This is a genomic window from Psychrobacter sp. DM4 (assembly GCF_051307035.1).
Classification (GTDB): Bacteria; Pseudomonadota; Gammaproteobacteria; order Pseudomonadales; family Moraxellaceae; genus Psychrobacter.
On sequence record NZ_CP195536.1, the window covers coordinates 1,392,096 to 1,416,069 of the forward strand.

The window sequence follows — 23,974 nt, forward strand, 5'->3', positions numbered from 1 at the left end:
CTTATCTATCATTAGACTTGTTTATATTATTAAATGATAGTAATATCTTGCTATTATCAATGGACATTAATTATTAAGTATAAATGATAAAAAGAGGCGTTATGACTGTTCGTATTTATGTGAGAGCCAGCACTAAGGATCAAGACGCTAAGAGAGCCTTGTCTAACTTGATTAGCTTTAGCCAAAGCTATGATGATAACCATGTTGAGTACGTTGAGCATTTCAGTGGTACGAAGCTTGATAGGCCAGTATTAGCTAAGCTATTAAAGGACGCTGATCAAGGCGATATTCTGCTGGTTGAAAGCGTGGACAGATTAAGCAGGCTATCTCAAGATGATTTTGCAATTCTAAAGCAGCGTATTAAAGACAAGGGCTTGCGATTGGTGGTGGCCGATCTACCAACCACGCATACGGTAAGTAAGGGCATGACAGGTGACATCCTTAGAGTCATTAACGATATGCTAATCGATTTACTAGCGACGATGGCAAAGCTTGATAACGACAAGCGCAGAGAGCGTATTAAGCAGGGGTTGGCGAACAGTGGTTATAAGCCCACTGGTAAGAAGCCTAATACAACGAAACACAATCGTATTAAAGAATTAGCCAGTCAAAACAATATGACAAAAGAGGAGATCGCTAAGGCGGTTGGTGTTGGGGTAGCTACGGTTTATCGGGTGTTAAAGCAGGGCTAGACGACACTATGTCGGAGGGTCTCCAAACCCGGTACGGTTCACTCAAAAAATAGGAGCTTAGAGCTCCCATTTTTATGTTAGCTTTCTAAGTCTCTATGTTAATTTGAAGAATACTTCATCATAACGTCCGAATACAGCTATATTTTTTTGATTTCTACAATATCACTTGATTCAATGAGCGATTGGATATTACCAAATAAACTTTGAATATAATCAGAGGCCATATGGATATCTAAATCCTCCCTGCTACGCCATTCTTCTAAGAAGAAATATCTACTCGAGTCATTTTCGCTAATATAAAGCTCATATTTCAAGCACCCTTCTTCTTGAAGCGTAGGCTCTATTACACTTTTTAAAAGCGCTTCTAACGTCTCTTTTTGATCTGATTTTGCCTTAAAGTTCGCAATTATTGAAATAGTCATTATTTCACCTTGAATTTGTTTTAGGGCTTGTCCCTATTTTAAAAATGGCGATAAAAATGAGATAAATTAAAGGCAAACAAGGAAAATAACGCAGGTAATATCAAGATATTGGTCAGCTATTTGACACCGTTTGCCAAAGATTTAGCCATTTTTAGCCCATTTAGTCATAAACGCTTGAATTAGGGACACGCCCTAGAAGTTTTCTAGTACAATTTTGCCTTTTGACTTGCCTGATTCAAGCAACTTATGCGCCTTCTCCAAGTTTGCAGCGTTAATTTTGCCTAGATTTTGGTTGAGGGTACTTCTAATTTTTTGCTGATCAACTAATTGGGCAACCTGTTGCAAGAGATCACCTTGCTTTTCAATATCATCGGTTTCATACATTGAACGGGTGAACATCAACTCCCAATGGATAGAAATAGATTTAGTCTTAAACGGCATAATATCAAATGTTTGTGGATCATCGATCAATCCAAGCTTGCCTTGTGGTGCAATCAGAGAAACTATTTGCTCGATATAGGTGTCTGTATGATTTGTAGAGAATACGTATTTTGGTTTTGCAATGCCTAGTGTCTCGATTTGTGCATTTAAATCTTTGCTATGATCAATGACATGGTCGGCACCAAGTGATTCCACCCAAGATTTCGTTTCTTCACGTGAAGCTGTTGCTATAACGGTCAGATTTGTTTTTGCTTTTAGGAGTTGGATAGCGATTGATCCTACACCACCTGCACCACCAATAATTAAAATACTGCCAACTTCTGTTTCTGAAATTTGAAACCGATCAAACAGCATTTCCCATGCCGTTATTGCAGTTAATGGCAATGCTGCTGCTTCTGCATTAGATACTGTAATTGGTTTAAGACTAATAATTCGTTCATCGACTGCTTGATACTCAGCATTACTACCATCTCGGGTTAAATCGCCAGCATACCAAACAGAATCTCCTACTTTAAACGAAGTAACTTTTGAGCCAACTTCAATAATTTCCCCAACGGCATCCCAACCTAAAATACGATTATTTGCTTCAGACGAATTTTTTCTCACTTTGGTATCAACTGGATTCACAGAGATTGTCTGAACTTTTACCAGTACATCACGCTCCTTAAGCGTAGGCTTCGCTTTTTCAATATCTACCAATGAATTTTTAAAATCATCATGGTTATTTATAACATACGATACGGCTTTCATAGATTTGTCCTCAACTTTAAAAAAATATAGGGCGTGTTGAACATTCAAATATTAGGACTGCTGATAGATAAAATCGCACCAAACTAGGCGTAAACCGACGATAATGTCGAGGCCTTAGCTAGGTTTACAACACCGTTTGGGGTGATTTTAGCATCAGCCCTTTGGGGCGGGGCTCTTTTTTGCCAATACATGGCGAAATTGTCTATCCTAGAATGACTAGGCTTCGAAAATTTCACTGCGTATTGCCTGTAAAATAGCCGCCGCCAGTGCCACATTTGAATGTTCAACACGCCCTAGTAAAAATGGGAGCGAAGTGCTCCCATTTTATGTTATTCAATAATTAAAACTCTTGGCTCGTTGGGCGCAAAACAATTTCATTAATATCTACATCCGCAGGCTGTTCAATTGCATAAGCAATTGCTCGAGCGACTGAGTCAGCTGGTATGGCTTGTTTGTAGAAGTCAGTAACAAACTCTGAACTTTCTTTATGAGAAGAACCGAATTTTAGTTCTGACTCAATTGCACCAGGCTCAATAGTAGTCGTTCTAATTGTTCCCCCAACTTCATGACGAAGGCCTTCTGAGATGGCTCTTACAGCAAACTTAGTACCGCTATAAACAGTACCTCCTGGACTAAATACTTTTACCCCTGCAACAGATGAGAGATTAATAAAGTGTCCAAAGTTTTGTTTTTGGAAAACAGGTAGGGTAGCTGCTATTCCATAAAGAACACCTTTAATATTAATGTCGATCATACGATCCCATTCATCAACTTTTAGCTCACTTAATGGTGCAATAGACATCAATCCAGCATTGTTTACCAATACATCGATTTGACCAAATGCGCTTAATGCCTTTTCAATAAGTGCTTGCACTTCATGTGGTTTGGTTACATCCACACCAATAAATTCAGCTTGACCACCTTCAGCACGAATGTCGTGAACAATAGCCTCTAATTTTTCAGTACGTCTAGCACCAATTACAACCTTTGCACCTTTTTTAGCAAGTAAGCGAGCAGTAGCTTCACCTAAACCACTACTTGCACCAGTGATAACAATAACTTTATTTTCTATATTATTCATACAAGTAACCTTCAACCTATTTGTCAATCATATTTGAGGGTTAAGTATTACAGCCTTGTTAGGTATAATAAATGAATAATATTATCTTTCAGAATTCCTATTTACGGAATAATTACTATAACACAGGATTGGACATGCAGAACAAATTGGAAATGATGCGTATCTTTTGTGTCGCAGCAGAGTCTCGAAATTTTAAAGAGGCAGCAACTCAGCTGGGTATTTCCCCACAGGTAGTGACACGGGCAATAAAAGAGCTAGAAGAGCAGCGCGGAGAGATTCTGTTCTACAGGAGTACTCGACAAATTAAAATTACTGCTGATGGTGAGCGTCTGGCAAAGCAAGCACGTCTTGCGGTGGAATCGATCGATACTTTGCTTGTAAAAGACACCAAGGAAAAACGAGATGAAATGCGTGGGACTGTCCGTCTTACTGTGTCGTCTGTGTTAGGGCGTAAAGTGGTAGTACCTGCACTAGCAGAATTTGCCATACGTTATCCAGATATTGTCGTGGATTGTGTGCTAACAGATTCACACTCGGATGTGATCGATGAGCGGATAGATATCGGGATCAGATTTGGATTTTTGCCGGACAATCGATATGTGGCAAGGGAATTGGCGAAAGTGAACTTTTATTCTGTGGGTACGCCAGAGTTAATTGATAAGGTTGGAATGCCCAAAAAAATTATTGACCTTGATAAATACCCTCTAACAGCACTATTCGATCATAAAACAGGGCGTTACTGGCCATGGACATTCACCGAAAGTCGAAGCTTTACGCCATCAAAGCCTCGTTTTATTACAGATGATCTAGAAGCTGAATTTCAAGCTATTCTCGCTGGAGTTGGATTCGGACACATGCCTGGATTTCTAGTTTTGCCGTGGCTTAGGAGTGGTAAGCTCATTCAGATACTTCATGAGGAAACCTCTCCCGTTTGGCGCCTGTATTTATATCGTCCACAGCGGGGCCCGACACCTTTGCGAATCCGAGCATTGTTTGATTACTTAGTGGAAGTGCTGGGCCATATAGAAACCTGAATTAGATAAGACCATCATGTATTTAGGGTAACTACAATTTTTCCTATTTGCTGATTTGATTCAAGATAGCGCTGAGCGTCATGCATGTCCTCAAAGTTAAAGCAACGGTCGATCACTGGACGAAGATATCCTGCACCTATACTGCTCAGAATAAATCGTCTGGCTTGCTCCCTTAGAACAGGGTCATGGAGAACCTCAAGGAACAAAAAACCTCGCATGGTTAAGCTCTTGCGTAATGCAATTTTAAGGGGAAATGGTGTGATCTCCGGGCTAAGCGCACCATGCATAACCATAGTTCCTCCCACAGACATCGCTTTTGCAATCTGTTCAATATGCGGCCCTCCTACAGCATCGAAGGCGACATCAAGATGTTCTCCACCTAAACGTAAAACAAGCGCCTCATACAAATCTGGTTCGTCTTCACTGGCTATAACATCTTTAACACCAAGATCCAGTAAACGTTGCTTTTTCTCTATCGTCTGTGTACTTGCAATAACCTTAGCTCCCGCTGCTTCAGCTATCTGTATCGCAGCTAGTCCTACGCTACTTGAAGCTGCTGTGATGAAGATCGTTTTTCCTTTCGATAATCCACCAGCATGGATTACACCACCCCAAGCCGTCAAATACTGCATCCAGATTGAAGAAGCTTCTTCCCAGCTTAAACTATCGGGTTTGTGAACTAAAAAATTTTCTGGAATCAGAAGCTTGTCCGCATATGTCCCATATTTGGCTAGATTGTCAGTCGGAAGAATCGATACTGCATCTCCTGGAGAAAATTGGCGTACACCTTCACCTACCGCAAGAACTATGCCTGCTCCCTCATATCCCAGACGAGAAGGGAATACTGCCTTTTGAATATAAGTACCACGCCGAAACATTACATCAGCCCGGTTGAGTCCGATCGTTTTAATCTGTATTAGAACTTCTCCTGCGGCTGGTAAAGCAACAGGAAGTGTTTCTAATGTCAGAACATCTGTATCTCCAATACAATTGAAGCGCCAAGTGTTGGCCTGAAGTGCGTTAAATGACATCGATAACTACCTTAATATTGGCAGAGCGATCTTGAACAGCATCATGAGCCTCAATCGCTTGGTCTAGAGTAAAATGACGAGGATCAACAATAGCACGCAGTTTACCTTCCTCAACGAGACGAGTCGCGGTCTTAAGGATATCACCATGATGAGAACGGCGATTGCCTGTTAACGTCGGCATTAGGACGAATACGCCAGACACTGTGGCACACCGTAGAGATGAATTCGCTAAATTATGATTGCCAAATGCAGCACAGCTGGTGATGTGGCCATAGTGAGTCGTCATGGAAAGTGACGCTTCGAGTACTGGACCACCCACAGTGTCGTAAACAATGTTAAAACCTTGACCCTCAGGGCTTGCAGCAATAATGTCATCGGAAGATGCTGTCGTGTAATCGAGAGGTGTTGCACCGAGTTCTGAAATCAGTGATTGATCAGCTGTACGACCAGTCGCCCAAACATTTGCATCAAGTGCTTTTGCAAGCTGAACAACCATATAACCAACGCCACCAGCACCACCCTGAACCAGTACAGTTTGTCCTGGTTGGACCTTAGCATTATCCACTAAACCTTCCCAAGCGGTGAGGAACGTCAATGGTAGTACTGCTGCCTCGCGCATAGAGATATTCCGTGGCTTTAATGCGATCAGATCAGCATCTGCTACAACATATTCTGCTAAAGATCCTTGAAGACCACGAACGCCACCTATCAGACCGTAAACTTCATCTCCGACGTTGAAGTGGGTGACACCTTCACCAACAGCAGTTACAACTCCAGCCATATCCGTTCCCAACACGGCAGGAAGCTCTGGCATAGCATATGTTGCTTCGCCAAGACGAATTTTATAATCAATAGGGTTTACACCACTGGCATGAATACGTACTAGAACTTGCCCAGCCTCTGGTTGAGGTATAGGGAGTTCTACACGTTTAAATTCATGATCACCAAAATTTTCTAGGATAAGCGCATTCATCATCTTATTCATAGTTGTTCCTTATTCTTAACTGGGGGATGATATGCACAATACCAAAGTAAATTAATCCAATAAATGATATTTATAGGATTTAATAATTCCTAAATAATGAATAATGAATATCATCCGCTCACTAAAAATATTCTAGTACAGTCTGTAAAGGCAGTTTAATCTAAACTGTCGGTAGTATTTTCAAGGCTTGAAACGTTCAAAATATCTACAAAGTGGCTAAAATTTGAAACATAATTCTAAAAGGTCACAGCATTACAAAGAACATTAGCCAAAATAAAAAATGGGAGCTAAAAGTCCCATTTTTTTGTGACTTTCGCATAAGCTCTATGATGTTAATTTAAAAAAAACTAAAAACAGGGATAGAAAATTTTCGCTAAAGAGCTTTTTGATTTTCGATTTATAAAAAATATTGCTCTTTTTATACTATGGGGTACTATAGTATAAAAGCTAGCAAATAAGGAGGTCTGATGCCTAATCAGGTTGAAGACAAAAAAAAGATTCTTCTACGCGTCAGAAGGATCAAAGGTCAGACGCAAGCGATTGAAAAAGCGTTAGAAGACAATGTGGAATGTGGTGCAATTCTGCAACAATAGCATTATGTCGAAATAAAAACCCAGATTTTGGCTCAGCTATGGGAAATTGTTTTAACTTTTGTACAACAAAACTGTCTGACATGCATATATTAGAAATGTCAGAATCAGTTTTAATTCTAATAATTATGGAGTTTTAGTCATGCTTAAAACAGCTTTATATGTCCGTCTTGAAGCTAAACCGGGTAAAGAAGACGAAGTGGAAGCTTTCCTTAAAGCCGGTTTACCTATTGTAATGGAAGAACCTGCGACAGTTGCGTGGTTTGGCCTACGTCTTGGACCTACAACATTTGGTATTTTTGATGCATTTCCTGATGAGGCGGGTCGCGAAGCACATTTATCTGGCAAAGTTGCAGCTGCTTTGATGGATCAGGCCGATGAGCTATTTTCAGAGCCACCGTCTATTGAAAAAGTAGATGTTTTGGCTAGTAAACTACCAGGTCATACCGACACTTAAATGTATGAGGGTGCTGCCTGAAATTTTGAATGAAAGGCAGCACTTCAACCCTGTGAGGTTTGTCAGAGGCTTTTTATTCAAGTTGGGCTACTTTATTTGGTGGTGTTCTAAAAAGTATGCTGGCGATAGAAGTCAATAAGAAATCTATGCTAAGTTCTCTGATTCTATAGGGCTTTCAAGGCTTCAAAAATTGTTCAAGTTTTAATCAGCATACTTTTTGACACACCACCTGTAAGCTTAATAATGGAGAGCATCCTATATTCTGTGTAACAGCTATGTGGCTTTCATCAATAATTACACAAAATGTAGGATGCTCTCCGTTTTGCGCTTTATCTGTAAAAACTGTCACTGAATAAGATGATTTATTTGGAAGATATAAAATTTATTTACTATTAGACTTGAGCTAATACTTTTTGTATAGCTAAAACAAAACCAGTTTTAAATAATGTTCGACCAACTTCATCTTTAATTGCACCATACTTTGATACAGTCCAGCCTAGCTTATTAATTTTCTCTTCCTTAATAGCATCCTGTAGGGCTTCAATATCACTATCTAACAGCATCCCACTTAATGAAGGTAATACTTGCACAACTTGTGAATTTTGATTTATAGGAGCTATCTTATTAGGACGCATATCTATGTTCACCTCAATGTTCTGTTTAAGGATGCGATTTTCTGACTTTAATTTATTTTTTTCTGCAATAATTTGACCAAAAACAGCTCGCATTGCAGGGTCAGACAGATATTTTAATAACTCCATATCTGATGCGACATCATATTTCCTAGATTGAGGAGAGGGTGGTTTTTTCATGGTAGTATTGGCTTTAGTTGCCCAAGCGTCAATCAGAAGCCTGTAGTGACTACCTGACTTATTACGAATGCTAACAGTGCTGATACCACCACTAGCTTTCGACAGTCTTCCAATATGAGCAATAGAATAATCGTGCTCATCTTTATTAAATTCAGTTTCTAGTAAAGTATTCAGATTGTCTAACGAATCTTTCGTACGTTGACTTTTACCTTCCTTTAAATCATCTAAAATTATGTCGATATTGATATCCATAAGATATTTCTCCTCTCATTTACTTAGGTTAGGGATTTAATATTGATATAATTAATAGGCTGCTTAACGGTTTCCTGTAATACACTCATACTGTCATCTAAGAGTTTACTATCTTGCATAAACTCTTCTAACTCAATATAGTTTGCCACTTTACTAAGGCCATCTAACTTGTCTTTTGAATTAACTTGTAATGCCATTTGTCTAACCATAGCGTTCGCAGCAATAAGTTGCTGATTCTTATTTAAACTTAGAAACGGTGGCATATAACCCTGACGTATCATCATTCGACTGATAATTTGAGTCATATCTTGAATGATTGAAGTCTTCTTAACATCATCAAGCATATCTGGATAAATTTCTGCATCATCGCAAATTAAGGATAGTTGTAGCAACTCAGATTTTGTTTCTATAAATCCAATTCTGATATCGTTCTTGGAACCAACTGCTACTATTTTATTTTTATGATCATCTTTATCCCGTTCTTGCTCAATTTCAACCAAACGATAAATGAGATTGAGAGTTGCAATTAAGTCCTTAGTATACTCATCTGCTTCTAACGATTGCTTCTCACGTCGTCGCTGCAATTCTTGTAATTTGTTATGATGAGTAAAAGGCTTACCTTTAGCTTCTGCTTCGTACTTTATTTCCTCAATATTTTCTATCTCTCCCTCTAGTTCTATAGCTAAATTTGCAGCTTCAGAGGCTTTGTAACTCATAAAGTTCAAGTGTGCAGTGAGTGCTGGTAAGTATTGAGCGTCAGTGATAAACCAGCGACAGCGAACGCAATTTTCAGGACCATGAGGCACAACTCCGTAAATTTTTCGCGAAACAACACTTGAGTCCTTAATAAGCTCTCCACCGTTCCAGCACCCTGCTACAGTTCCAACTTCATCAGATTTAACTGTATTGCCACCAACTAGACATAGACCATGATGTCGTTTTTCCCATCCTATAGGATTACGATTAACCAAAGCAGCTTGAATCGAATTATTATCGTGGTAAGCCATTTTACATTCGATCTGACTCATTTCAGCATTCTTAAGAAAAGTTTGAACACTTTTTTTTGACACATCTTCAAGACGATCTTCCGCCTCAATCATTTTTTCTTTCATGACTGCTGGGGTAAGTTTGGCGTAGTAAATAGTCATAAGTAGGCGTGAGTGACCTGCTAACAGCTTAGAAACCACTGGCAAAGGTAATTTTGCATCCATGATATAACATGTTATGAGGGAGACTCTAAGGCTATGCAGAGGGAACTCAGTTTTAGTTTTAGTAGTCTTATAACCCTTACCATAATCGTGAACTAGTTTAAAAAATGTACCATCGGATAATGTGTCTCCTGATAGACGAAGATTATCTTCAAGTTTAGATAGAAGCTTGTACCAAAGAGTTGGAATTGAGGCATCATTGATTGGTTTGCTCCTATCCTCCAAGTCAGTTGCAGTCGCATCACGCATCAAAAAACAACTATCATTCATTGCATCAAGATATGATTCAGATACTTTACGTTGTGTATGTTTAAGTGTTAATTCATTACAATCTGTAGGCTTACTGATAGGATTATATTTTTCTTGCCAATTTCTCAATTTTTCCAACCAATATAATACATCTTCGTTCTGCCATGGAATTTCATAGCCTCGCTCTACTTCATCTATGTTTTGGTCTGCGGTCTTGTTAGTGCTGATGTATAATCCTGTAGACTCCATTTCCATTACATTATTTTTAAACTGACGAAAAACTCCTTTTTTATAATTTCTATATGCAAATGAATGCTTAGTATTTCTTATCCATTTGCCATTTTCATAACGCATAGTATCTGCTTCACCTGAGTCCAACATCCTAACTTGATAAGTTCGAAGAGGCAGATGTAATTTGATGAATAAGCACATTGCGACAACAGGTGACCAAATTTCATAGATAATAATATTTTGCTTGTCTTTTCTAATATTTCTACTACGCCATATACAGTCGTTATCATTATTATCAATAAGTTTCTGTTCAACTTCAAACCAATTACTATTAGACACTCGTCCTTCATGCGTCAATTTTTCATGTGCCCATATCCAGTCTTTAAAATCACCCCTAGGTTCAGGGCATAAAATATTGCGAAGGTCGCATATATAACGATAGGGTAAAGGGTTATAAACAGATTCAGTATATTGTTTTTTTCTCTGTTGCTTCTCGAAGGGGTTCGTATATAGCTTAATGACAGACCCATTATCATCTTCTTCACTAAAATGCTCTGTCAACAACCATTCAATAAAATCAAAAATATGATTCATTAATACTACAGTGGATGAATTATCTGAGCGTTTGGTATTTTCAAATATTGAAGTCTTAAAATCATCAGTTGAGATTTGCCAACCATTCTGCTTGGCTTCAAAGAATGTAACTATGTCTGACGCCCAAAGTGCATTAGAAGTTAAATAGACGTCAAAAAATATACACAAAGCGTCTAATTTAGTGTGTTGCGATGTGTCCTGAGCATTCATCCATTCTTCTGCAAATTCACGCCACGATTCCCAAGCCTTACCATGCCTTTTCGTCAGCCATCCAAGAGTGAGGTCACTAGTTCTGCCATCGTATTTAGCTTGTACAGTTGCTTTCATTATTTATCCCTAACCTTGGATTCTTTCCTGTAAATAGTCCACTAGGATCAATATCATCAAAACCATGGCGCATTAATGCATTCCAGCTCAAGTTATTATTTTGTTTAGAGTCCTCTTTAGAAAGCATAAGTCTTTCTGTAGCATCATTTAAATCTGCCGTAATTTCGATGGACGTTGGGGTAGTGTAAACAGCTTGCGATTCTATAGATGCATGATGTAAGCACTTCTTAATGACTATCTCTTGTACACCTGCGCGACGCAAACGTCTTCCGTAGCTATGACGGTGAGAATGTGGTGATAAACCGTCAGGTTTACTGGGATTAAGACCAATTCGCTTAAGACCTCGATGATAACTGTCATGAAAAGCATTTAAAGTATAAGGGTTACCAAGATGACTGTGGTGAAAGCTTACGAAAGCGTAAGGATGATGACGATCAACACTTATTAGAAGTCGAATATAATCTTGCCAAAGCTTTGCAAATACCTTACCAAAAATTGTAGGGAACCAATGTACTTCAATGTATTCGTCTTTACTATCTGTAACTCTTGCTTTCCATCCAACACGTTTTTTACCTATTAATTCATTACGGGGACTTAGAGCATATTTTTCTTTTAGGTAAGCAGCTCTAGTGGTCTTTCCAGAGCGTCCACGCCACCCATTAGGAGCTTTTCCATCTTCAGGATGATAAATACGAACTTTCACATTATCAGAGTCAAAGGGATCTATAAGAACATCTTCAATCCAAAGGTGTAAAGCTTCGGACTCTCTTAAACCACCACCGTGTAGAAGTAATAGAATCAGCTGATCACGAATAGCAACCCTAAGGTCTTTTGCACCTCCTAAGCCATCAATATAAAAACTTTCGAAATAGTGCTCTGGAAATTCTATCGCTTCTTGTTTTTGCTTACCTAATGAACGTTTACCTTGTACCCTACGAGCATTTCTAGAGGTGGAATTAATCTGCTTATCTTTAATATGACCTAGAAAATCATACTGATTTTTACGAAACCAAGCTGCGTAATTGAGCCTTTGCGTAACACTATCTGCTTCAACCATTGGGTTGATTGAATTTAGATTATATTCTTCTACCATCCAATCGGTTAATCTGCTTAAAGCATTTATGTGTAACCTTGCAACCTGCTTACTACAAGGTAACCAATATAAGCCTGATGGATCTAAACCTTCTTCATTAATAGTTCCTGTGTACAAGCGACTACTAAATATTTCAAATAAGTTTCCAGGCGACTCAAAGCCACTTGTATTAGCAGTCATATATTCAATTAGAAGCTGAGTAGCTTTTATATAATTATTGATTGTGGAATGACTCTTACCATCTCTTTTTAACTTTAATGCATAGTCCATTAATGGTTTTAAGATTTCATTACTGTCACTAATTAGAACAGGAATCTCTGAATAGACTCCCGAATCATCTTGAATTACTTTTGCCCTAACTCTGACAGTCTTCATGTATTTAACTCTATATGCTTTAAGCTAATCTATATATTATACACTTTTTACTAGAACTAATGTGTTTAATGTTATCTAAAAAAAGACTCTTTAGGAGAGTCTCTTATATGTTTTATACACTTATCAGTACTAGTAATAACTATGCGGTGATGAAGAGGAATTATACCTCAAAAAAATCAATTACGACAAGGCTTTGAGGGCAAAATACCTTATTTTACCCTCCATTTTTGACCCTGTCGTAACTGGTTGATTTTATTACAAGTTTTTAAGTAGTATAAAAAAAGGGTTTTTATGCCTAATTTTTAGGTAATTCATCATTACCTCTATGATCACCTACCAATGTGGCACGGTAACCTCATCTACCGCATTATTGATACCATAACTATTAAACGATCCTTGAGTCTCGTCATCTACCATTTCTTGAATAATAGACAACGCATAGGGTTGATTGTTGCTGATGCTTCGTAAGCTAATATAGGGATAGGGTTTATTATCCTGCTTGTGTTTGGCGCAGTGTATCAGCGCCGCATCCAGCGTAATGCCTTTATACTCAGCGAATGCTTCGGCTTGCTTGAGCACGTTTTTATGGCGGTAGCGTCTGACTATGACGTGCCCTTTGGCTTTGTCACCAACCTCAGCGATGCGCTTCACATGCACGTAGTCGGTTAATCTCTCTAACCATTTATCAAGATTAAGGGTTTCTAGATCCTGTTGACTGATAGCTAAAACGCGAAGTTTTAGTCCCAGCTTTGAGGATTTACCTTTTTCATCGAAATGATAATCAGGGAAGCTTACCCCTATTGATTTAATGCTATGTACATTGCGAGCTTCAGCCAGTGCAATATGCAACTGAGTAAACAGCTTACTCCAAATAAAATAAGGCGCTATTTCAGGATCGGGGATGATGGTTATCTCTTGATAATGGGTCAGACTTGAGCGTGAGTCAGTCATGTATTACTCCTTACCACTAGCACCAAAGACGCCGCCACGGATCAGTACGCCCATGACATAATGTTGTTGTTCAACCTCAGGTATTTTGTCTTGTAACACCCAGCTATCGAACAAGCTATAAAAATCCATATTATCTTTTGGTTGACGAAACGCCGTACCCAAAGTAGTTACCGCACCATATGGTTCAATAGCAATGGGAAACTGGGCATCAGGATACCAGTTGTCTATAGTACGAATGGCATTACTAACCTTTTGGGAGTGCATGCCAGCTTTGTCATTGACGGTATAAAGTATTTTACTTTTAGTCTTGCCCGTATCAAGGACTAGCTCTTGTGAGGGGTAGACCTCTTGACCATAGCCCATAACTGCGGAAGCTTTGACATAGAGTATGATAAAGGCGCTGCCATCAAGCCCTTGTTCAATAAGGCTGGCAAGTTGATTTAGATCATCACTACTCTTGGAACTACCATCAAAGTCATGCATTGATATAGATTTTGCATCAAAATTAAGACTGTGTTCTTTTTCACCTACTTTGCAGCTAACTTCAACCTTTACATGCTCAGCACCAACACGGTTACGCCATAACCAACGAGCGTTTGCGATGTTAGTGGCATAACGACGAGCCAACTCACTCACGCCTTGAGTCTCGATGTAGCTTTGCACAGCAGCTACTAACGCTTTCTGGTAATCTTGATCGTTACAGACACTTGGCTTACCTGTGAATGGCAATACCTTGCAGCTCCAAGTCACTACTAAAGTATCACTGGTTTCATCTAAGGACGCCGAATCTACCGTTTGTAAATTGGCTTTTTGAATCTCGGCATCTAGTTTGGCAGGATCATTAGCGATAGCCTTTTTCTGACGATTACTAATCGTACCGCGAACCGATTTTTCATTCACTTTGACAGGAATGGTTTTGGTAGTGGTGTTTTTACTATCGTTTTGAGCAAAAAAGGCATCTGAGATGTCTAAGTTACGCTCAAACGCTAATACTGAGGCGGTTTTTAGGTCGGATTTTGACATGTAATTCTCCATTTTGTTAAAGGTAAGTTTTAGATCGTTTTAGGATAAGGGTGTAAAACTAAATTTTAAAAACTAGGTATTAAAAACATTTACGTACTACGACAAATCTTGATCTTGCGTGACTAAATATAGCGATCGATCAGCATCATAGTGATAGCGCCAAAACGCATTGTTAATTGCGTTCTTACCACTGATATCGTTTAGACGCTGCGGATAGACCCATTTGCCAAGACTATAAATGGCTTCAACATATTGACTGGCATATTCAGGATTACGTACATTTTGCATCACGCTAGCATCGTATAAGTCGGAGATACCTTGATAGCCTATAGGCATCGGTACGACCCAACCATGACCACTTTTGCGTGACATCGTAGACCATTTAGTATCACCATTTTTCTGTGTCTCAGGAATATGATGTAGGGCACAAACGTCTATGAGCGCATCTAAGGTAGTGGCTTCAGGATTATCTTGTTTGATCTCATTAATAATATCTACAAAATCATCTTGAGCATCCATCAATACAAAGGCGGGTAATAACTGCGGCGTCAGCATACTGATGTCATCTTGATCAACATACTGTACGGGATCAAATCGAGCTAAGCCCTGTACGCTGCCACCTGCCATACGCTGCTGTTGAATCCATTGAGTCGTTTTTTGAATAAGTTGATTTTGCTGCTCAGGCATTAACTCATCATCGGCTAATACCTCTACCACAAAACTCACCACTAATCGGCATTTGCCTTCTTCGATAATAGAAGCCGTTTTGCCATCTTTTTTGATAGGATTGCGCGTTTGATTAAAGGTGTAATTACTATAACTATTCTGACGATATACTTGCGGCTGGCAGTCATAGCAGGCAATGAGCACACCGCCCAATGATACGCCTGCTAGCGCATCATCCTCTGTCATCTTGCGCGACATAGCATGGAAGCTACCCACAAACCCAGTGATAGCAGGAAAACCATAGGTAATAGGGCTAGATATGCTATTAGCGCCTTCAATCATGACTTTTTTGAACATCAAATAGCCTTTGACACCGATACTGACTTCATCAATTACACGGCTCATAAAAATACCCCTTTGCCTGCGCGCTCATATCGTTTTATCATCTCTTCAATTTCACGCTCCCATTCCAAATGTTCAGGATCACCGAAGTCATTGGCTTTTTGTTTAAACTTATCCTGTAGTAGCGCATTTAGCCAACGAGCGAAACCATGAATAATTGATTTATGCCAATCATCACCTGATTCACGTTCCGCTTTAAAGTCCTCTTCACCTTCCAAATCAGCACGTTTAGGATCAAGCCAAAGCATCTGAGCGCGCTCAAGCTCAGAGTCTTTTGACCAGCCAGCAGGCAAGCTATTACGCAGCTCATCGCTCGCTGAAAATATCTGAAACAAAAGCTCATCAATGGCATGTTTGCGCGCGTCTCTGACATCGATGATATTGCGAGCTTCTTTGACTGATTGAAAGATATCTTCAATCGCTTCGCGTGCATGATATTGCAGGCCAGCACCAAAAATACTACGGGCAAATTTAGAGAGTCTAAAGCCTTTGGAGTCTTCGATGGTAGGTGGTGGTAGAGAGGGCAGTAGATAGTTACGACCGCCTTGTTTACTCATTAATAAACTGACGTTTTGCGGTTTAGTTCCGCCTAACTGTAAAGTTGCTAATTGGTTTAGAGTCACATAAGGTTTTTGTTCAGCCGTTTTCTTAAAACGATTATCCCTTGCTGCTTTGTTTTCATCTGAAAATTTTAGATGATTGATTCTTTGATAAACTTCATGGGTAAGTACAGAAGGGTAGAGTGGAACAATAGTAATGTAGTCAAGCCGCTCTAAATCGATATCTTGATACGCATTGGTGACCCATAATGTTTGTTTGTTACGCTCATGAGCACTAGGTTGAGTAATGATATTTTGTAGAGCCGTCTTAAAACTATGATGATAGTCTTTGGCAATAGAGGACTCACTAGCTAGTGAGGCAATAAAGTCCGTATTGTCCACTAAGATAAGATCACGAATTTTAGTCGTCTCATCAACTTCAAAGTCAAAAAAAGCAGCAAGCGGTAGGGCAGCGGCATTACCATTAGCATCGATATAATGACTTTCTATTGAATGCGTGCCAACTAGCGTTTCAGAAAGATTTTCTGTAGCTTTAAAGCTAATATTGTCGCCTTTCACATCAGGATGAACCCCTTTTGAGATATGCGTACCGAAGTTTAGTTGCTTTGCCATACGAGTGGCTGCATCAGGAATCCAACTAGCGACACTGTATTTTTTTTGAGCGTCTGCTAAAGTTGTCTTTAACTCTGTAACCTTGTCATAGTCATCACTTTCAATCGCTTTTGCGAGCTGCTTTTGCTCTGTTTCAGTTTTCTTATCGTATTGACTGGCTAGAAATGCTGTAACAGCAGCGCTTGCCAGCTCTTTAGATATATCTGTCAAAATTGACTCCTTTTATAATAAACAAAAGTTAGTAATAAATTTATTTAAGCACAGAATGACATTTATGTAAACCATGTTATAACAAGTATAAGGTATTGACGTATAAAGTAGTTTTAAACGAATAACGATGTTCCTTAATCAACAGCATGGCTTGGGTGAACAATCATGTTTGTATAAAGGCGCTCTGTTATAATCTTATGACAGCGTATAGCTGGCTTAGAAAATGTTATAACTAGTATAAAATTTCACCACCGCATAGGTGGCTTATATCAAAAGCACGGTTCACGCCGTGCTTTTTTATATCTAAAATTTACTGACGAACAAATCCAAAAAACTCATGAAACCTCCAGCCTCGGCTATTATGAGGCGTAATACGGTCAAGCGAGGCAGAGGAGTAAGTAATGGCAAGCGAGCGCAAGCTTTTATCAGGTTGTAGCTTTTGGATATCTAGCAGTGCTGTATTTAGCGAAGTGGTTAGCCATGGCTTAATCTGACTGTGAGTAAATTCAAAATCTAGATGCTGTATGACTGAGTTGTGGACAGTAGAGCGAGCTAAGCCTTTATCAAACACATCTTCTGCGTAATAGGCATCTAATCCTAAGCTTGGCTCATCGGTTTCGTCATCATGTACCATGCGTGGTATCAATAACCAATCCTCTTGCGGTGCGCCAGCTCGAAAGGGCGTGATCTGTTGCAAATGGGTATGAAAACGATTGGCATCGGCTATATCATCCCAATAGGCATTGACATAGTTGAGTTTGGGATTATTCAATAAATGACGCATGACTTGATGTTCAAGATCGCTTAAGGTCTCAATCGATTTATTTGAAGAGCTTATAATTCTAGCTCTAGCATCGACTTGCTGGAGCTGTTCTTTGGTTAGCAACTCGTTCAGATCATAACTGGCTGGTTTGAATAGTGCAGTCTCAAAACCTGGATGGGTAAATACTGGTCGACTACTCGCGTTTTTGAAATAACGAATATTGTATTGCAGTAGTAGGATATTAGGCTCAGAAGCCACTTTGTCAGGACGATGACGCCACACTCGACCAGCTAGCTGAATAATAGAGCGCATCGACGAGGGTTCTACGATTGCCCAGTCATAATCATGATCACGGCCTACTTCGGCAACAGGTGTCGCCAACACTACAAAAATATGTTTTTTGGTAGGGTTAGCCGCTAACGCTTGCTTAATTTCAGGATGATCAGAGAGCGCAATTTTATTGTTGTTACTAGTACTATCACTACGATCTAAAATACGATCTAGCTTGTTCTCTAGAGTATTTCTTAGCAGTAAATTTTGTTTGGCGTGATAACACACCAGATGGATAATGGTGTCGTCAGGAATATTTATTAGATCAGCCTTAAATAATTGCATGGCAATGTGATTAATATTATTGACGTTAGCAATTCTGACCAGTCCTATACTTACTTGCGACTCTACATCAGACTGAGTGCATATTTCATGATGATCATCATGCAAGCTGATAGCGCCATCGATTAGTGTTTGTGCTAGCGCATTGTAAAAAGAATTTTCGGTATCCTTGGTATATTTGGCACAAAAAGGCAGAACTTGCGCTTGCCGTCTGACAGGTTGCTTGGTCAAATACAGCGCCCGCTTTTCACAAAACGCATTGTGCTGAGTCTCAAAAGCTGCAATATCATCACATTGCTCAGACATCATGGCTTTGGGCTGCTCATCGAACCAGGCACAAACTACTTTTGGTACTGGCTTATTTTGACTTTGGTTAAACAGTTTGCGTCCCTCCATATAAGCTTCAAACAGTCCCGCTACCAAATCAGGGGTCAAAGTTGCGGAGGACAGTAGAACGCGCGTGCCAAAAATCCCAGCGAGATGCACCAAACGCGTGAGCGCTGGCAAGTCCGCTTGGTCAAAATCATCAGGCTCATCTAAGATTAAATCACTACTAAGAAGGCGTAGCATCGGCGCAATGTATTTGCCGCCTCGCTTGCATTCGCTCGCTTGAATAATATGATCAACCGTACAGGTTACAACGGGCGCAAATATTAGGTCACGCGCTTTGGCACTAGCGATAACAGTACCGAGATTTAACGCCTCAAAGTCTTGATAATCAATGTCGCTGTTTACGATCTCATCTAACAAGTCCTCGCTGGACTCACTACCGAAACTTTCGCAATCCTCAACAGGTTTATCGTCACCTGTATATTCACCGATAATATTGGCATATTGATTTGATTGACTATCATATGCCATCTCAAACAACTTTCGGTTAGCGCTACCACCTACCAATATAGCCAGTTGATCGCCTTTTAACTTTAAATCTTTACGAAAGCTTAGACCTGTTTGCAGGGTCAAAATCCGTAAACCTAATGCAATGGTAAAACGAGCGCCTTTTTTTGGATCAGCCAAGGCATACATAATACGAGCGTTACCAATCGTCTTACCAGCCCCTGTCGATGCCATATTCACTCCAAAAAATCCATGTTCTTGGGTGGTCTCTTGTAATGCATAGGCCATCTTAAACGCTTGATTCTGCCATTTAAAACGCTCAACGCCAGTAGGTTTGGCTAGAGGATCATGATTTTTTAGAGTTGGCATCTCATTAGCAATAATAGGCAGTGCGCGGCAGAAATGTGCGGTAAAAGCACCCACGCCTAGTAGATGCTCCTCAAGAGACTGCTTGATAGCCGATTGACCTGCCGTGCGATCAGTGTTGGCTGCTATATGGTCAAACGATCCATTAACTTTCAGACAACGTGCGTCGTCTTGCTTGAGGCTAGAGTAGTTATGGTCACCCACCATGAGACATAGGCGAGATAAATGCAGTAAAAAAGGGTCGCTAATGGCTTTTTTATTCCTAACCGCTTGCTGACTAATTTGCATTAAAGTGGGATCATTTAAAGCCTTTTTAGACCAGCGTTTTATGGTTTTTTGCCACACTGTGCTATCAATGACTAAATTCTCGAACCGCCAAAACTCTTTTAATTGTGCCTGCGTCATACCGCCGTCTTTCTTGGGTAGCAGAGATTTAGGGTTTCTAATCCAATAATCGATTGGCGTAAGTCTTGAATAAAAGGTATTGAGATCTCTTTTATAACTATCTGTTTTGGTTGGCTGCTGTAAACTTTGAATGGTTTTAGCAGGGTAAAACACCTGTTTGACTGGCGGCAGACGATGATGGGTGACAATCAACCAAGCGGTCCACTGGGCAAGTGGTGGCATATCTTCAACCTTTACCGCATCGTGATTTGCATTAGATAATGCCTTTTCTATATCATTTGCTTTTAACCAGTCGCCAAGCTGCATAAAACGATTAAGCCAAGCATCATCAGTATCACAACCGGCAATAATGAGTTCAAATAGCTTTAATGATATCCACTCATGACGATAGGGGTCGCCTTGCTTAGTGGCTATACGTAACTTTTTTTGAAAGCCAATGGTTGATTTGCCGATGTCATGAAGTAGGGCAGATAGCGTGGCGATAATCTGAATACTACTGGCGTAAGCCCAATCATTCTCCCATTCAGCATGCACGATATTTCTTTTGGTACGGTTTACAGGAACTACCCCAACCTCATTAAACCGACGTTTATTACCCACCACCCACACCAGTTCCGTCAGTTGGCGCGTCTTATTACGATGACAGCTCACCGCTGTAGATTTGGTTGCAGATTTACGCAAGAGTTGCTTGACGGTCGTAAGCCCATCTTCTGTAATAGCCGTCTGCCAAACGTTATTGCCAATGCGGTTGGCAAAGGCATCTAAAATTCTACGGGTGCGCTTAAGTGATTTTTTCTCGCATTGAGAGACAAAGGTGACAATCATTTTTTACACGCTCCAATCTTTGAACATAGCAATCTGCTTTACCACTTCAAACTGATAATCTAACGCCTTATGCTTAGTAAACATATTGATGCACTCTTGACGAAACTCCTGCTCGCTCATGTTTTCGCTAGCGCAAATAAAGGCAAGGGGGAGTACCAGCGCATCTTTGATAATATCAGCGATATCAAACACCAGTGCGCCGCGACGGGTCTTGCCATGCATCACTGCAAAGCCATGAGGAATACCAAGTGTCCATGCGGTCGTAGCACCAAGACCGTACGCCAGATAGTTACCATGATTAAGAAACCCATTGGCCTTATCGATACCGTCATGCTCACGGGTAAAGCTGTCATAACCCGTATTTTTGGCAGCTAATTTATATAACTGCTTAGTCAATCTAGCTTCTAGTTGTAATAAGTGCATGACCTCGGTTTGCTTATCGATTTGACTAAAGTTATTACTAAGCATTTTTTGTATGGCGTCATTGCTACTATCAAAGCCGTGGCGTTTAAAATCGCTGTCTTTACCCCAGACCGCTTGTAGGTAAGCAACCCGAGCTATTTGTAATTGTTTGGCAGCGGCAAGACGCTTATCATCATCCCACCACCAGCTCATCCATCCTTGGATATATTCGGTAGGTCGATACTCGCTCTGAGGGGTCATCCACTCGACAAAGACCTCACGCTCGCTGCCCATAAATAGCGGCATACCGCCACCACCACAAAAGCCCACCAACACGCCAGCTTGCGAGAGCAAGCGCATGGCCGCTTGAGTGATAGAGGTTCCCGTACCGAGCAAGATAGAGGTCGTGTTAGCAATCGGAATGTTGTAGTACAGATTGGCTTTGTCATCTTCGGTAAGATAGAGCACACGTCCATCTTTTTGCATGACGCGACAGTGTGAGAGGTAATAAATATTGGCACGTTTGGAGTGCAAAATGGTCTTAAGATCGGAGGATACGAAGCTATTGTCGGTATAGGCGTTGGTAGGTTTTGCCATAGTAGTTCCGTCTATTTAGAGTGTCGTAGAATGTAAGTACGAATTTGCTTTAACGGAACTTTGTTCGTAAAACAATTAATAAAATCTATAATACGACAGTAGGTGTCGTTAACTAACTTTAGATAAAGTAAATATAGAATCATATTGATAGGAGAAGGCAAGTACGAAAGAGAATGTAACCGGCAATGGTTGGACAGTAGTGTGAATGGCTGGGAACACGAACTCACTTCTTCAAAAGTACCTTTTGCCTCAGTCACTCTACAGGCGTCTAATACGTCGATAGGCTTGAGGTGGTTAATAGGCATAGTACCTATATACTCATTAAGATAACTTGCATAACGCCTGTTGTTCCTATGGTTTGCATCCGTCAAGGTACAGGGTTTGTCAGCTGGCTTACATGAGCTGACTTATATGTTATTTAGAGGCTTTACGATTTTTGCTATTTTCACAGTATGCAACAGTTATTTAAAGTACATCAAAGTAAAGTATAGGCAATAAAAAAACCCTATAAGCTATGCTAATAGGGCGTTATAGATATATAAGGGTGTATGATATGGTGCGCCCACCAAGACTCGAACTCGGATCGATCGCTTAGGAGGCAACTGCTCTATCCTGTTGAGCTATAGGCGCATTATAAACATTTGAGGTATGATATTGTAAAACATATCAGTAAAAAAGCAACAAGCTAAAGGTATAAATGGTCTATTGACTATTTTGTAAGATATCAGTGACGTCTACATCCTCTATGACCTCGCTAGTAGAATCATTAAATATCTCATCCATAGTATTTTGATAACCGTCAATACCGTCGTAGTTGTAGGTCTTTAATATGTCTTGTCCAACGCTTGAGAGCATGAAATTACGCAAGCTTATTGCCGCTGGACTCTCAGTCAAGATGACGCCATCGACCGTTTGTGAGCCTTTTAGTGCATAGTTAAATGAGGCAAGGGTACGGGCTTCGTTGTTATCGATTTGCGTGGTGCCTTCTTGTTTTACATTATCGATGCTTACCTGATTTTTATTAAGCTTAGCTTGAGCATCATAGATGAGCGTTTGCAAGTCTGATAGACGCGCATCATCGAGATTACTATTAGCGATGATGATATCGATAGTTGCTTTTAGCGGTTGAGGCAAGTCTGAGCTTTTACTTTGCTTAACATCGATAGTGGGTAACAAGAGCAGCTGCTCCGCTGGCACGTAGCGAACGGCGACTTTTACGCTTGGATGCCGCGCCTCAAACCGAGCCAAAATATCATCAAGTGGTGCCTGTAGCTTGTCCTCAGCTTGGATGTATAAAATACTAGTAGTGACATCGTTACTAGTACCGAGACCTTGTTGCTCATTGGTAGTCGCGCTAATTATCGTACTATCACTAACCATGACGGGTAGGGGGTCCATATTTTTACGATTGCTCAACCAAAGCCAACTACATAGAGCGATAATTACAAGTAGGAGTAGTAACGCAAGAGCTAGCAGTACGCGTTTGTAATCTTTCATAGTCAGGACTTATTAAATTGGCGATGTTGGGTTATATAGATAACGGAGCGTTTTTTTTGAATAAGTCATAAGTATTGAAACGGTTACTTCTTAGGGTTCAAGACATCATTGACCAATTCTGCGAGCATAGTATCGAATATATCCCTTTTCGCCTCTTTTTGTTCTATGGGCGTAGGGGGTACATCAGAATTAATTTGCGCTGAGGATGATAACACAATTGGCTTAGTTGATGAGGAAACCGTTTGGTGCACAGCAAGCGGGGACTGATTATTATCTACCAAATCTTTTATCCAGTAGTAGCCTTGCGTCTGCCACCATGACTCAAAGCGCGCAAGCGTACTACCACGTACTGACTTTGGTAGGTTAAGTGTACGCAGCTTAGACGCTAGCACTGGATCTAATATAACTTGCTTTTGACTCAGATACAGCTCATCAGCATCCCCATCATACCGCTTGCGACGTTGCCAGGCGGCCTCATCGATTTTCATACGCGGTAATTGCCATAGTACGCCGCGGTAGTAGACGACGTACAAGCGTCTTTTTGGATTGACAAATAGTGCATCTATAGGACGTAGCGGCATAACTTGCACCTTCAATTATTAACCATACTCAAAATATCTCT

Annotated in this window: 19 protein-coding genes, 1 tRNA gene and 1 pseudogene; 4 read left to right on the top strand and 17 right to left on the bottom strand. The window is 40.2% G+C overall.

Annotation, left to right across the window (positions count from 1 at the left end):
• The first annotated feature begins 101 nt into the window (after positions 1-101).
• A complete protein-coding gene (locus ACR64G_RS05960) occupies positions 102-692 on the top strand; it encodes a recombinase family protein (RefSeq protein ID WP_435980582.1) in 591 nt (196 codons plus the stop codon).
• Positions 693-829: 137 nt separating this feature from the next.
• Here the strand turns inward: ACR64G_RS05960 and ACR64G_RS05965 are convergent, their stop codons facing one another.
• The 3 genes from ACR64G_RS05965 to ACR64G_RS05975 all read right to left on the bottom strand — a co-directional run bounded on the left by ACR64G_RS05965 (position 830) and on the right by ACR64G_RS05975 (position 3,386).
• Positions 830-1,114: a putative quinol monooxygenase gene (locus ACR64G_RS05965; protein ID WP_058024911.1), complete on the bottom strand. Its 285-nt coding sequence runs from the start codon at positions 1,112-1,114 to the stop codon at positions 830-832.
• 192 nt (positions 1,115-1,306) lie between these two features.
• On the bottom strand, positions 1,307-2,305 hold the full coding sequence (locus ACR64G_RS05970; protein ID WP_435980583.1) for a zinc-binding alcohol dehydrogenase family protein: 999 nt from the start codon (positions 2,303-2,305) through the stop codon (positions 1,307-1,309).
• Positions 2,306-2,645: 340 nt separating this feature from the next.
• Positions 2,646-3,386 carry an SDR family oxidoreductase gene (locus ACR64G_RS05975; protein ID WP_435980584.1) on the bottom strand — a complete coding sequence of 247 codons (741 nt, stop codon included), beginning with the start codon at positions 3,384-3,386 and terminating at the stop codon, positions 2,646-2,648.
• A gap of 134 nt (positions 3,387-3,520) precedes the next feature.
• Here ACR64G_RS05975 and ACR64G_RS05980 point away from each other — a divergent pair, with 134 nt between their 5' ends.
• Complete coding sequence (locus ACR64G_RS05980; RefSeq protein WP_435980657.1) at positions 3,521-4,420, top strand: LysR family transcriptional regulator; 900 nt, start codon at positions 3,521-3,523, stop codon at positions 4,418-4,420.
• Positions 4,421-4,434: 14 nt separating this feature from the next.
• Here ACR64G_RS05980 and ACR64G_RS05985 read toward each other — a convergent pair whose 3' ends face one another.
• Both ACR64G_RS05985 and ACR64G_RS05990 read right to left on the bottom strand, forming a co-directional pair.
• The gene (locus ACR64G_RS05985) at positions 4,435-5,451 is read right to left on the bottom strand and encodes a zinc-dependent alcohol dehydrogenase family protein (RefSeq protein ID WP_435980585.1); all 1,017 of its coding nucleotides are present in this window, start codon (positions 5,449-5,451) and stop codon (positions 4,435-4,437) included.
• Positions 5,441-6,436, bottom strand: coding sequence for a zinc-dependent alcohol dehydrogenase family protein (locus tag ACR64G_RS05990; protein ID WP_058024907.1), 996 nt, complete (start codon positions 6,434-6,436; stop codon positions 5,441-5,443). The genes ACR64G_RS05985 and ACR64G_RS05990 overlap by 11 nt, the downstream gene beginning before the upstream one ends.
• 467 nt (positions 6,437-6,903) lie before the next feature.
• Between ACR64G_RS05990 and ACR64G_RS05995 the strand changes: the two are divergent.
• A pseudogene (locus ACR64G_RS05995) lies at positions 6,904-7,026 on the top strand (metal-sensing transcriptional repressor); the annotation flags it as partial.
• Between the two features lie 142 nt (positions 7,027-7,168).
• Positions 7,169-7,483, top strand: a complete 315-nt coding sequence (locus ACR64G_RS06000) for a putative quinol monooxygenase (RefSeq protein WP_201600902.1) — start codon at positions 7,169-7,171, stop codon at positions 7,481-7,483.
• A 392-nt stretch (positions 7,484-7,875) separates the two neighbouring features.
• Here ACR64G_RS06000 and gmtX read toward each other — a convergent pair whose 3' ends face one another.
• From gmtX to ACR64G_RS06060, 12 genes are all read right to left on the bottom strand, one after another.
• Positions 7,876-8,547 carry a gamma-mobile-trio protein GmtX gene (gmtX, locus tag ACR64G_RS06005; RefSeq protein ID WP_201564439.1) on the bottom strand — a complete coding sequence of 224 codons (672 nt, stop codon included), beginning with the start codon at positions 8,545-8,547 and terminating at the stop codon, positions 7,876-7,878.
• Positions 8,548-8,570: 23 nt separating this feature from the next.
• The gene (gmtZ, locus tag ACR64G_RS06010) at positions 8,571-11,156 is read right to left on the bottom strand and encodes a gamma-mobile-trio integrase GmtZ (RefSeq protein ID WP_435980586.1); all 2,586 of its coding nucleotides are present in this window, start codon (positions 11,154-11,156) and stop codon (positions 8,571-8,573) included.
• Entirely contained in the window at positions 11,134-12,624 is a 1,491-nt protein-coding gene (gmtY, locus tag ACR64G_RS06015; protein ID WP_435980587.1) for a gamma-mobile-trio recombinase GmtY, read from the bottom strand. Before gmtY ends, gmtZ begins: the two co-directional genes overlap by 23 nt.
• Positions 12,625-12,957: 333 nt before the next feature.
• The gene (gene cas6f / locus ACR64G_RS06020) at positions 12,958-13,575 is read right to left on the bottom strand and encodes a type I-F CRISPR-associated endoribonuclease Cas6/Csy4 (RefSeq protein WP_435980588.1); all 618 of its coding nucleotides are present in this window, start codon (positions 13,573-13,575) and stop codon (positions 12,958-12,960) included.
• Between the two features lie 3 nt (positions 13,576-13,578).
• Entirely contained in the window at positions 13,579-14,598 is a 1,020-nt protein-coding gene (gene csy3 / locus ACR64G_RS06025; protein ID WP_435980589.1) for a type I-F CRISPR-associated protein Csy3, read from the bottom strand.
• Positions 14,599-14,694: 96 nt separating this feature from the next.
• Positions 14,695-15,669, bottom strand: a complete 975-nt coding sequence (csy2, locus tag ACR64G_RS06030) for a type I-F CRISPR-associated protein Csy2 (RefSeq protein WP_435980590.1) — start codon at positions 15,667-15,669, stop codon at positions 14,695-14,697.
• A complete protein-coding gene (csy1, locus tag ACR64G_RS06035; protein WP_435980591.1) occupies positions 15,666-17,048 on the bottom strand; it encodes a type I-F CRISPR-associated protein Csy1 in 1,383 nt (460 codons plus the stop codon). Before csy1 ends, csy2 begins: the two co-directional genes overlap by 4 nt.
• A 310-nt stretch (positions 17,049-17,358) precedes the next feature.
• Positions 17,359-20,856: a type I-F CRISPR-associated helicase Cas3f gene (gene cas3f / locus ACR64G_RS06040; protein WP_435980592.1), complete on the bottom strand. Its 3,498-nt coding sequence runs from the start codon at positions 20,854-20,856 to the stop codon at positions 17,359-17,361.
• Between the two features lie 3 nt (positions 20,857-20,859).
• Complete coding sequence (gene cas1f / locus ACR64G_RS06045) at positions 20,860-21,855, bottom strand: type I-F CRISPR-associated endonuclease Cas1f (RefSeq protein WP_435980593.1); 996 nt, start codon at positions 21,853-21,855, stop codon at positions 20,860-20,862.
• A 554-nt stretch (positions 21,856-22,409) separates the two neighbouring features.
• Positions 22,410-22,485 (bottom strand) — tRNA-Arg (locus ACR64G_RS06050).
• Positions 22,486-22,557: 72 nt separating this feature from the next.
• Positions 22,558-23,352: a hypothetical protein gene (locus ACR64G_RS06055; RefSeq protein ID WP_435980594.1), complete on the bottom strand. Its 795-nt coding sequence runs from the start codon at positions 23,350-23,352 to the stop codon at positions 22,558-22,560.
• An 83-nt stretch (positions 23,353-23,435) separates the two neighbouring features.
• Positions 23,436-23,933, bottom strand: coding sequence for a hypothetical protein (locus tag ACR64G_RS06060; protein WP_435980595.1), 498 nt, complete (start codon positions 23,931-23,933; stop codon positions 23,436-23,438).
• Between the last annotated feature and the right edge of the window lie 41 nt (positions 23,934-23,974).

Excerpts from the sequence above, each read along its gene's own strand:
- ACR64G_RS05975 (WP_435980584.1), bottom strand. The coding sequence starts at position 3,386 with ATGAATAATATAGAAAATAAAGTTATTGTTATCACTGGTGCAAGTAGT.
- ACR64G_RS05960 (WP_435980582.1), top strand. The coding sequence starts at position 102 with ATGACTGTTCGTATTTATGTGAGAGCCAGCACTAAGGATCAAGACGCT.
- cas6f (WP_435980588.1), bottom strand. The coding sequence starts at position 13,575 with ATGACTGACTCACGCTCAAGTCTGACCCATTATCAAGAGATAACCATC.
- ACR64G_RS05985 (WP_435980585.1), bottom strand. The coding sequence starts at position 5,451 with ATGTCATTTAACGCACTTCAGGCCAACACTTGGCGCTTCAATTGTATT.
- ACR64G_RS05990 (WP_058024907.1), bottom strand. The coding sequence starts at position 6,436 with ATGAATAAGATGATGAATGCGCTTATCCTAGAAAATTTTGGTGATCAT.
- csy3 (WP_435980589.1), bottom strand. The coding sequence starts at position 14,598 with ATGTCAAAATCCGACCTAAAAACCGCCTCAGTATTAGCGTTTGAGCGT.
- gmtY (WP_435980587.1), bottom strand. The coding sequence starts at position 12,624 with ATGAAGACTGTCAGAGTTAGGGCAAAAGTAATTCAAGATGATTCGGGA.
- ACR64G_RS05970 (WP_435980583.1), bottom strand. The coding sequence starts at position 2,305 with ATGAAAGCCGTATCGTATGTTATAAATAACCATGATGATTTTAAAAAT.
- cas1f (WP_435980593.1), bottom strand. The coding sequence starts at position 21,855 with ATGGCAAAACCTACCAACGCCTATACCGACAATAGCTTCGTATCCTCC.
- ACR64G_RS05980 (WP_435980657.1), top strand. The coding sequence starts at position 3,521 with ATGCAGAACAAATTGGAAATGATGCGTATCTTTTGTGTCGCAGCAGAG.
- ACR64G_RS06055 (WP_435980594.1), bottom strand. The coding sequence starts at position 23,352 with ATGAAAGATTACAAACGCGTACTGCTAGCTCTTGCGTTACTACTCCTA.
- ACR64G_RS05965 (WP_058024911.1), bottom strand. The coding sequence starts at position 1,114 with ATGACTATTTCAATAATTGCGAACTTTAAGGCAAAATCAGATCAAAAA.
- gmtX (WP_201564439.1), bottom strand. The coding sequence starts at position 8,547 with ATGGATATCAATATCGACATAATTTTAGATGATTTAAAGGAAGGTAAA.
- ACR64G_RS06060 (WP_435980595.1), bottom strand. The coding sequence starts at position 23,933 with ATGCCGCTACGTCCTATAGATGCACTATTTGTCAATCCAAAAAGACGC.
- cas3f (WP_435980592.1), bottom strand. The coding sequence starts at position 20,856 with ATGATTGTCACCTTTGTCTCTCAATGCGAGAAAAAATCACTTAAGCGC.
- ACR64G_RS06000 (WP_201600902.1), top strand. The coding sequence starts at position 7,169 with ATGCTTAAAACAGCTTTATATGTCCGTCTTGAAGCTAAACCGGGTAAA.
- csy2 (WP_435980590.1), bottom strand. The coding sequence starts at position 15,669 with ATGAGCCGTGTAATTGATGAAGTCAGTATCGGTGTCAAAGGCTATTTG.
- gmtZ (WP_435980586.1), bottom strand. The coding sequence starts at position 11,156 with ATGAAAGCAACTGTACAAGCTAAATACGATGGCAGAACTAGTGACCTC.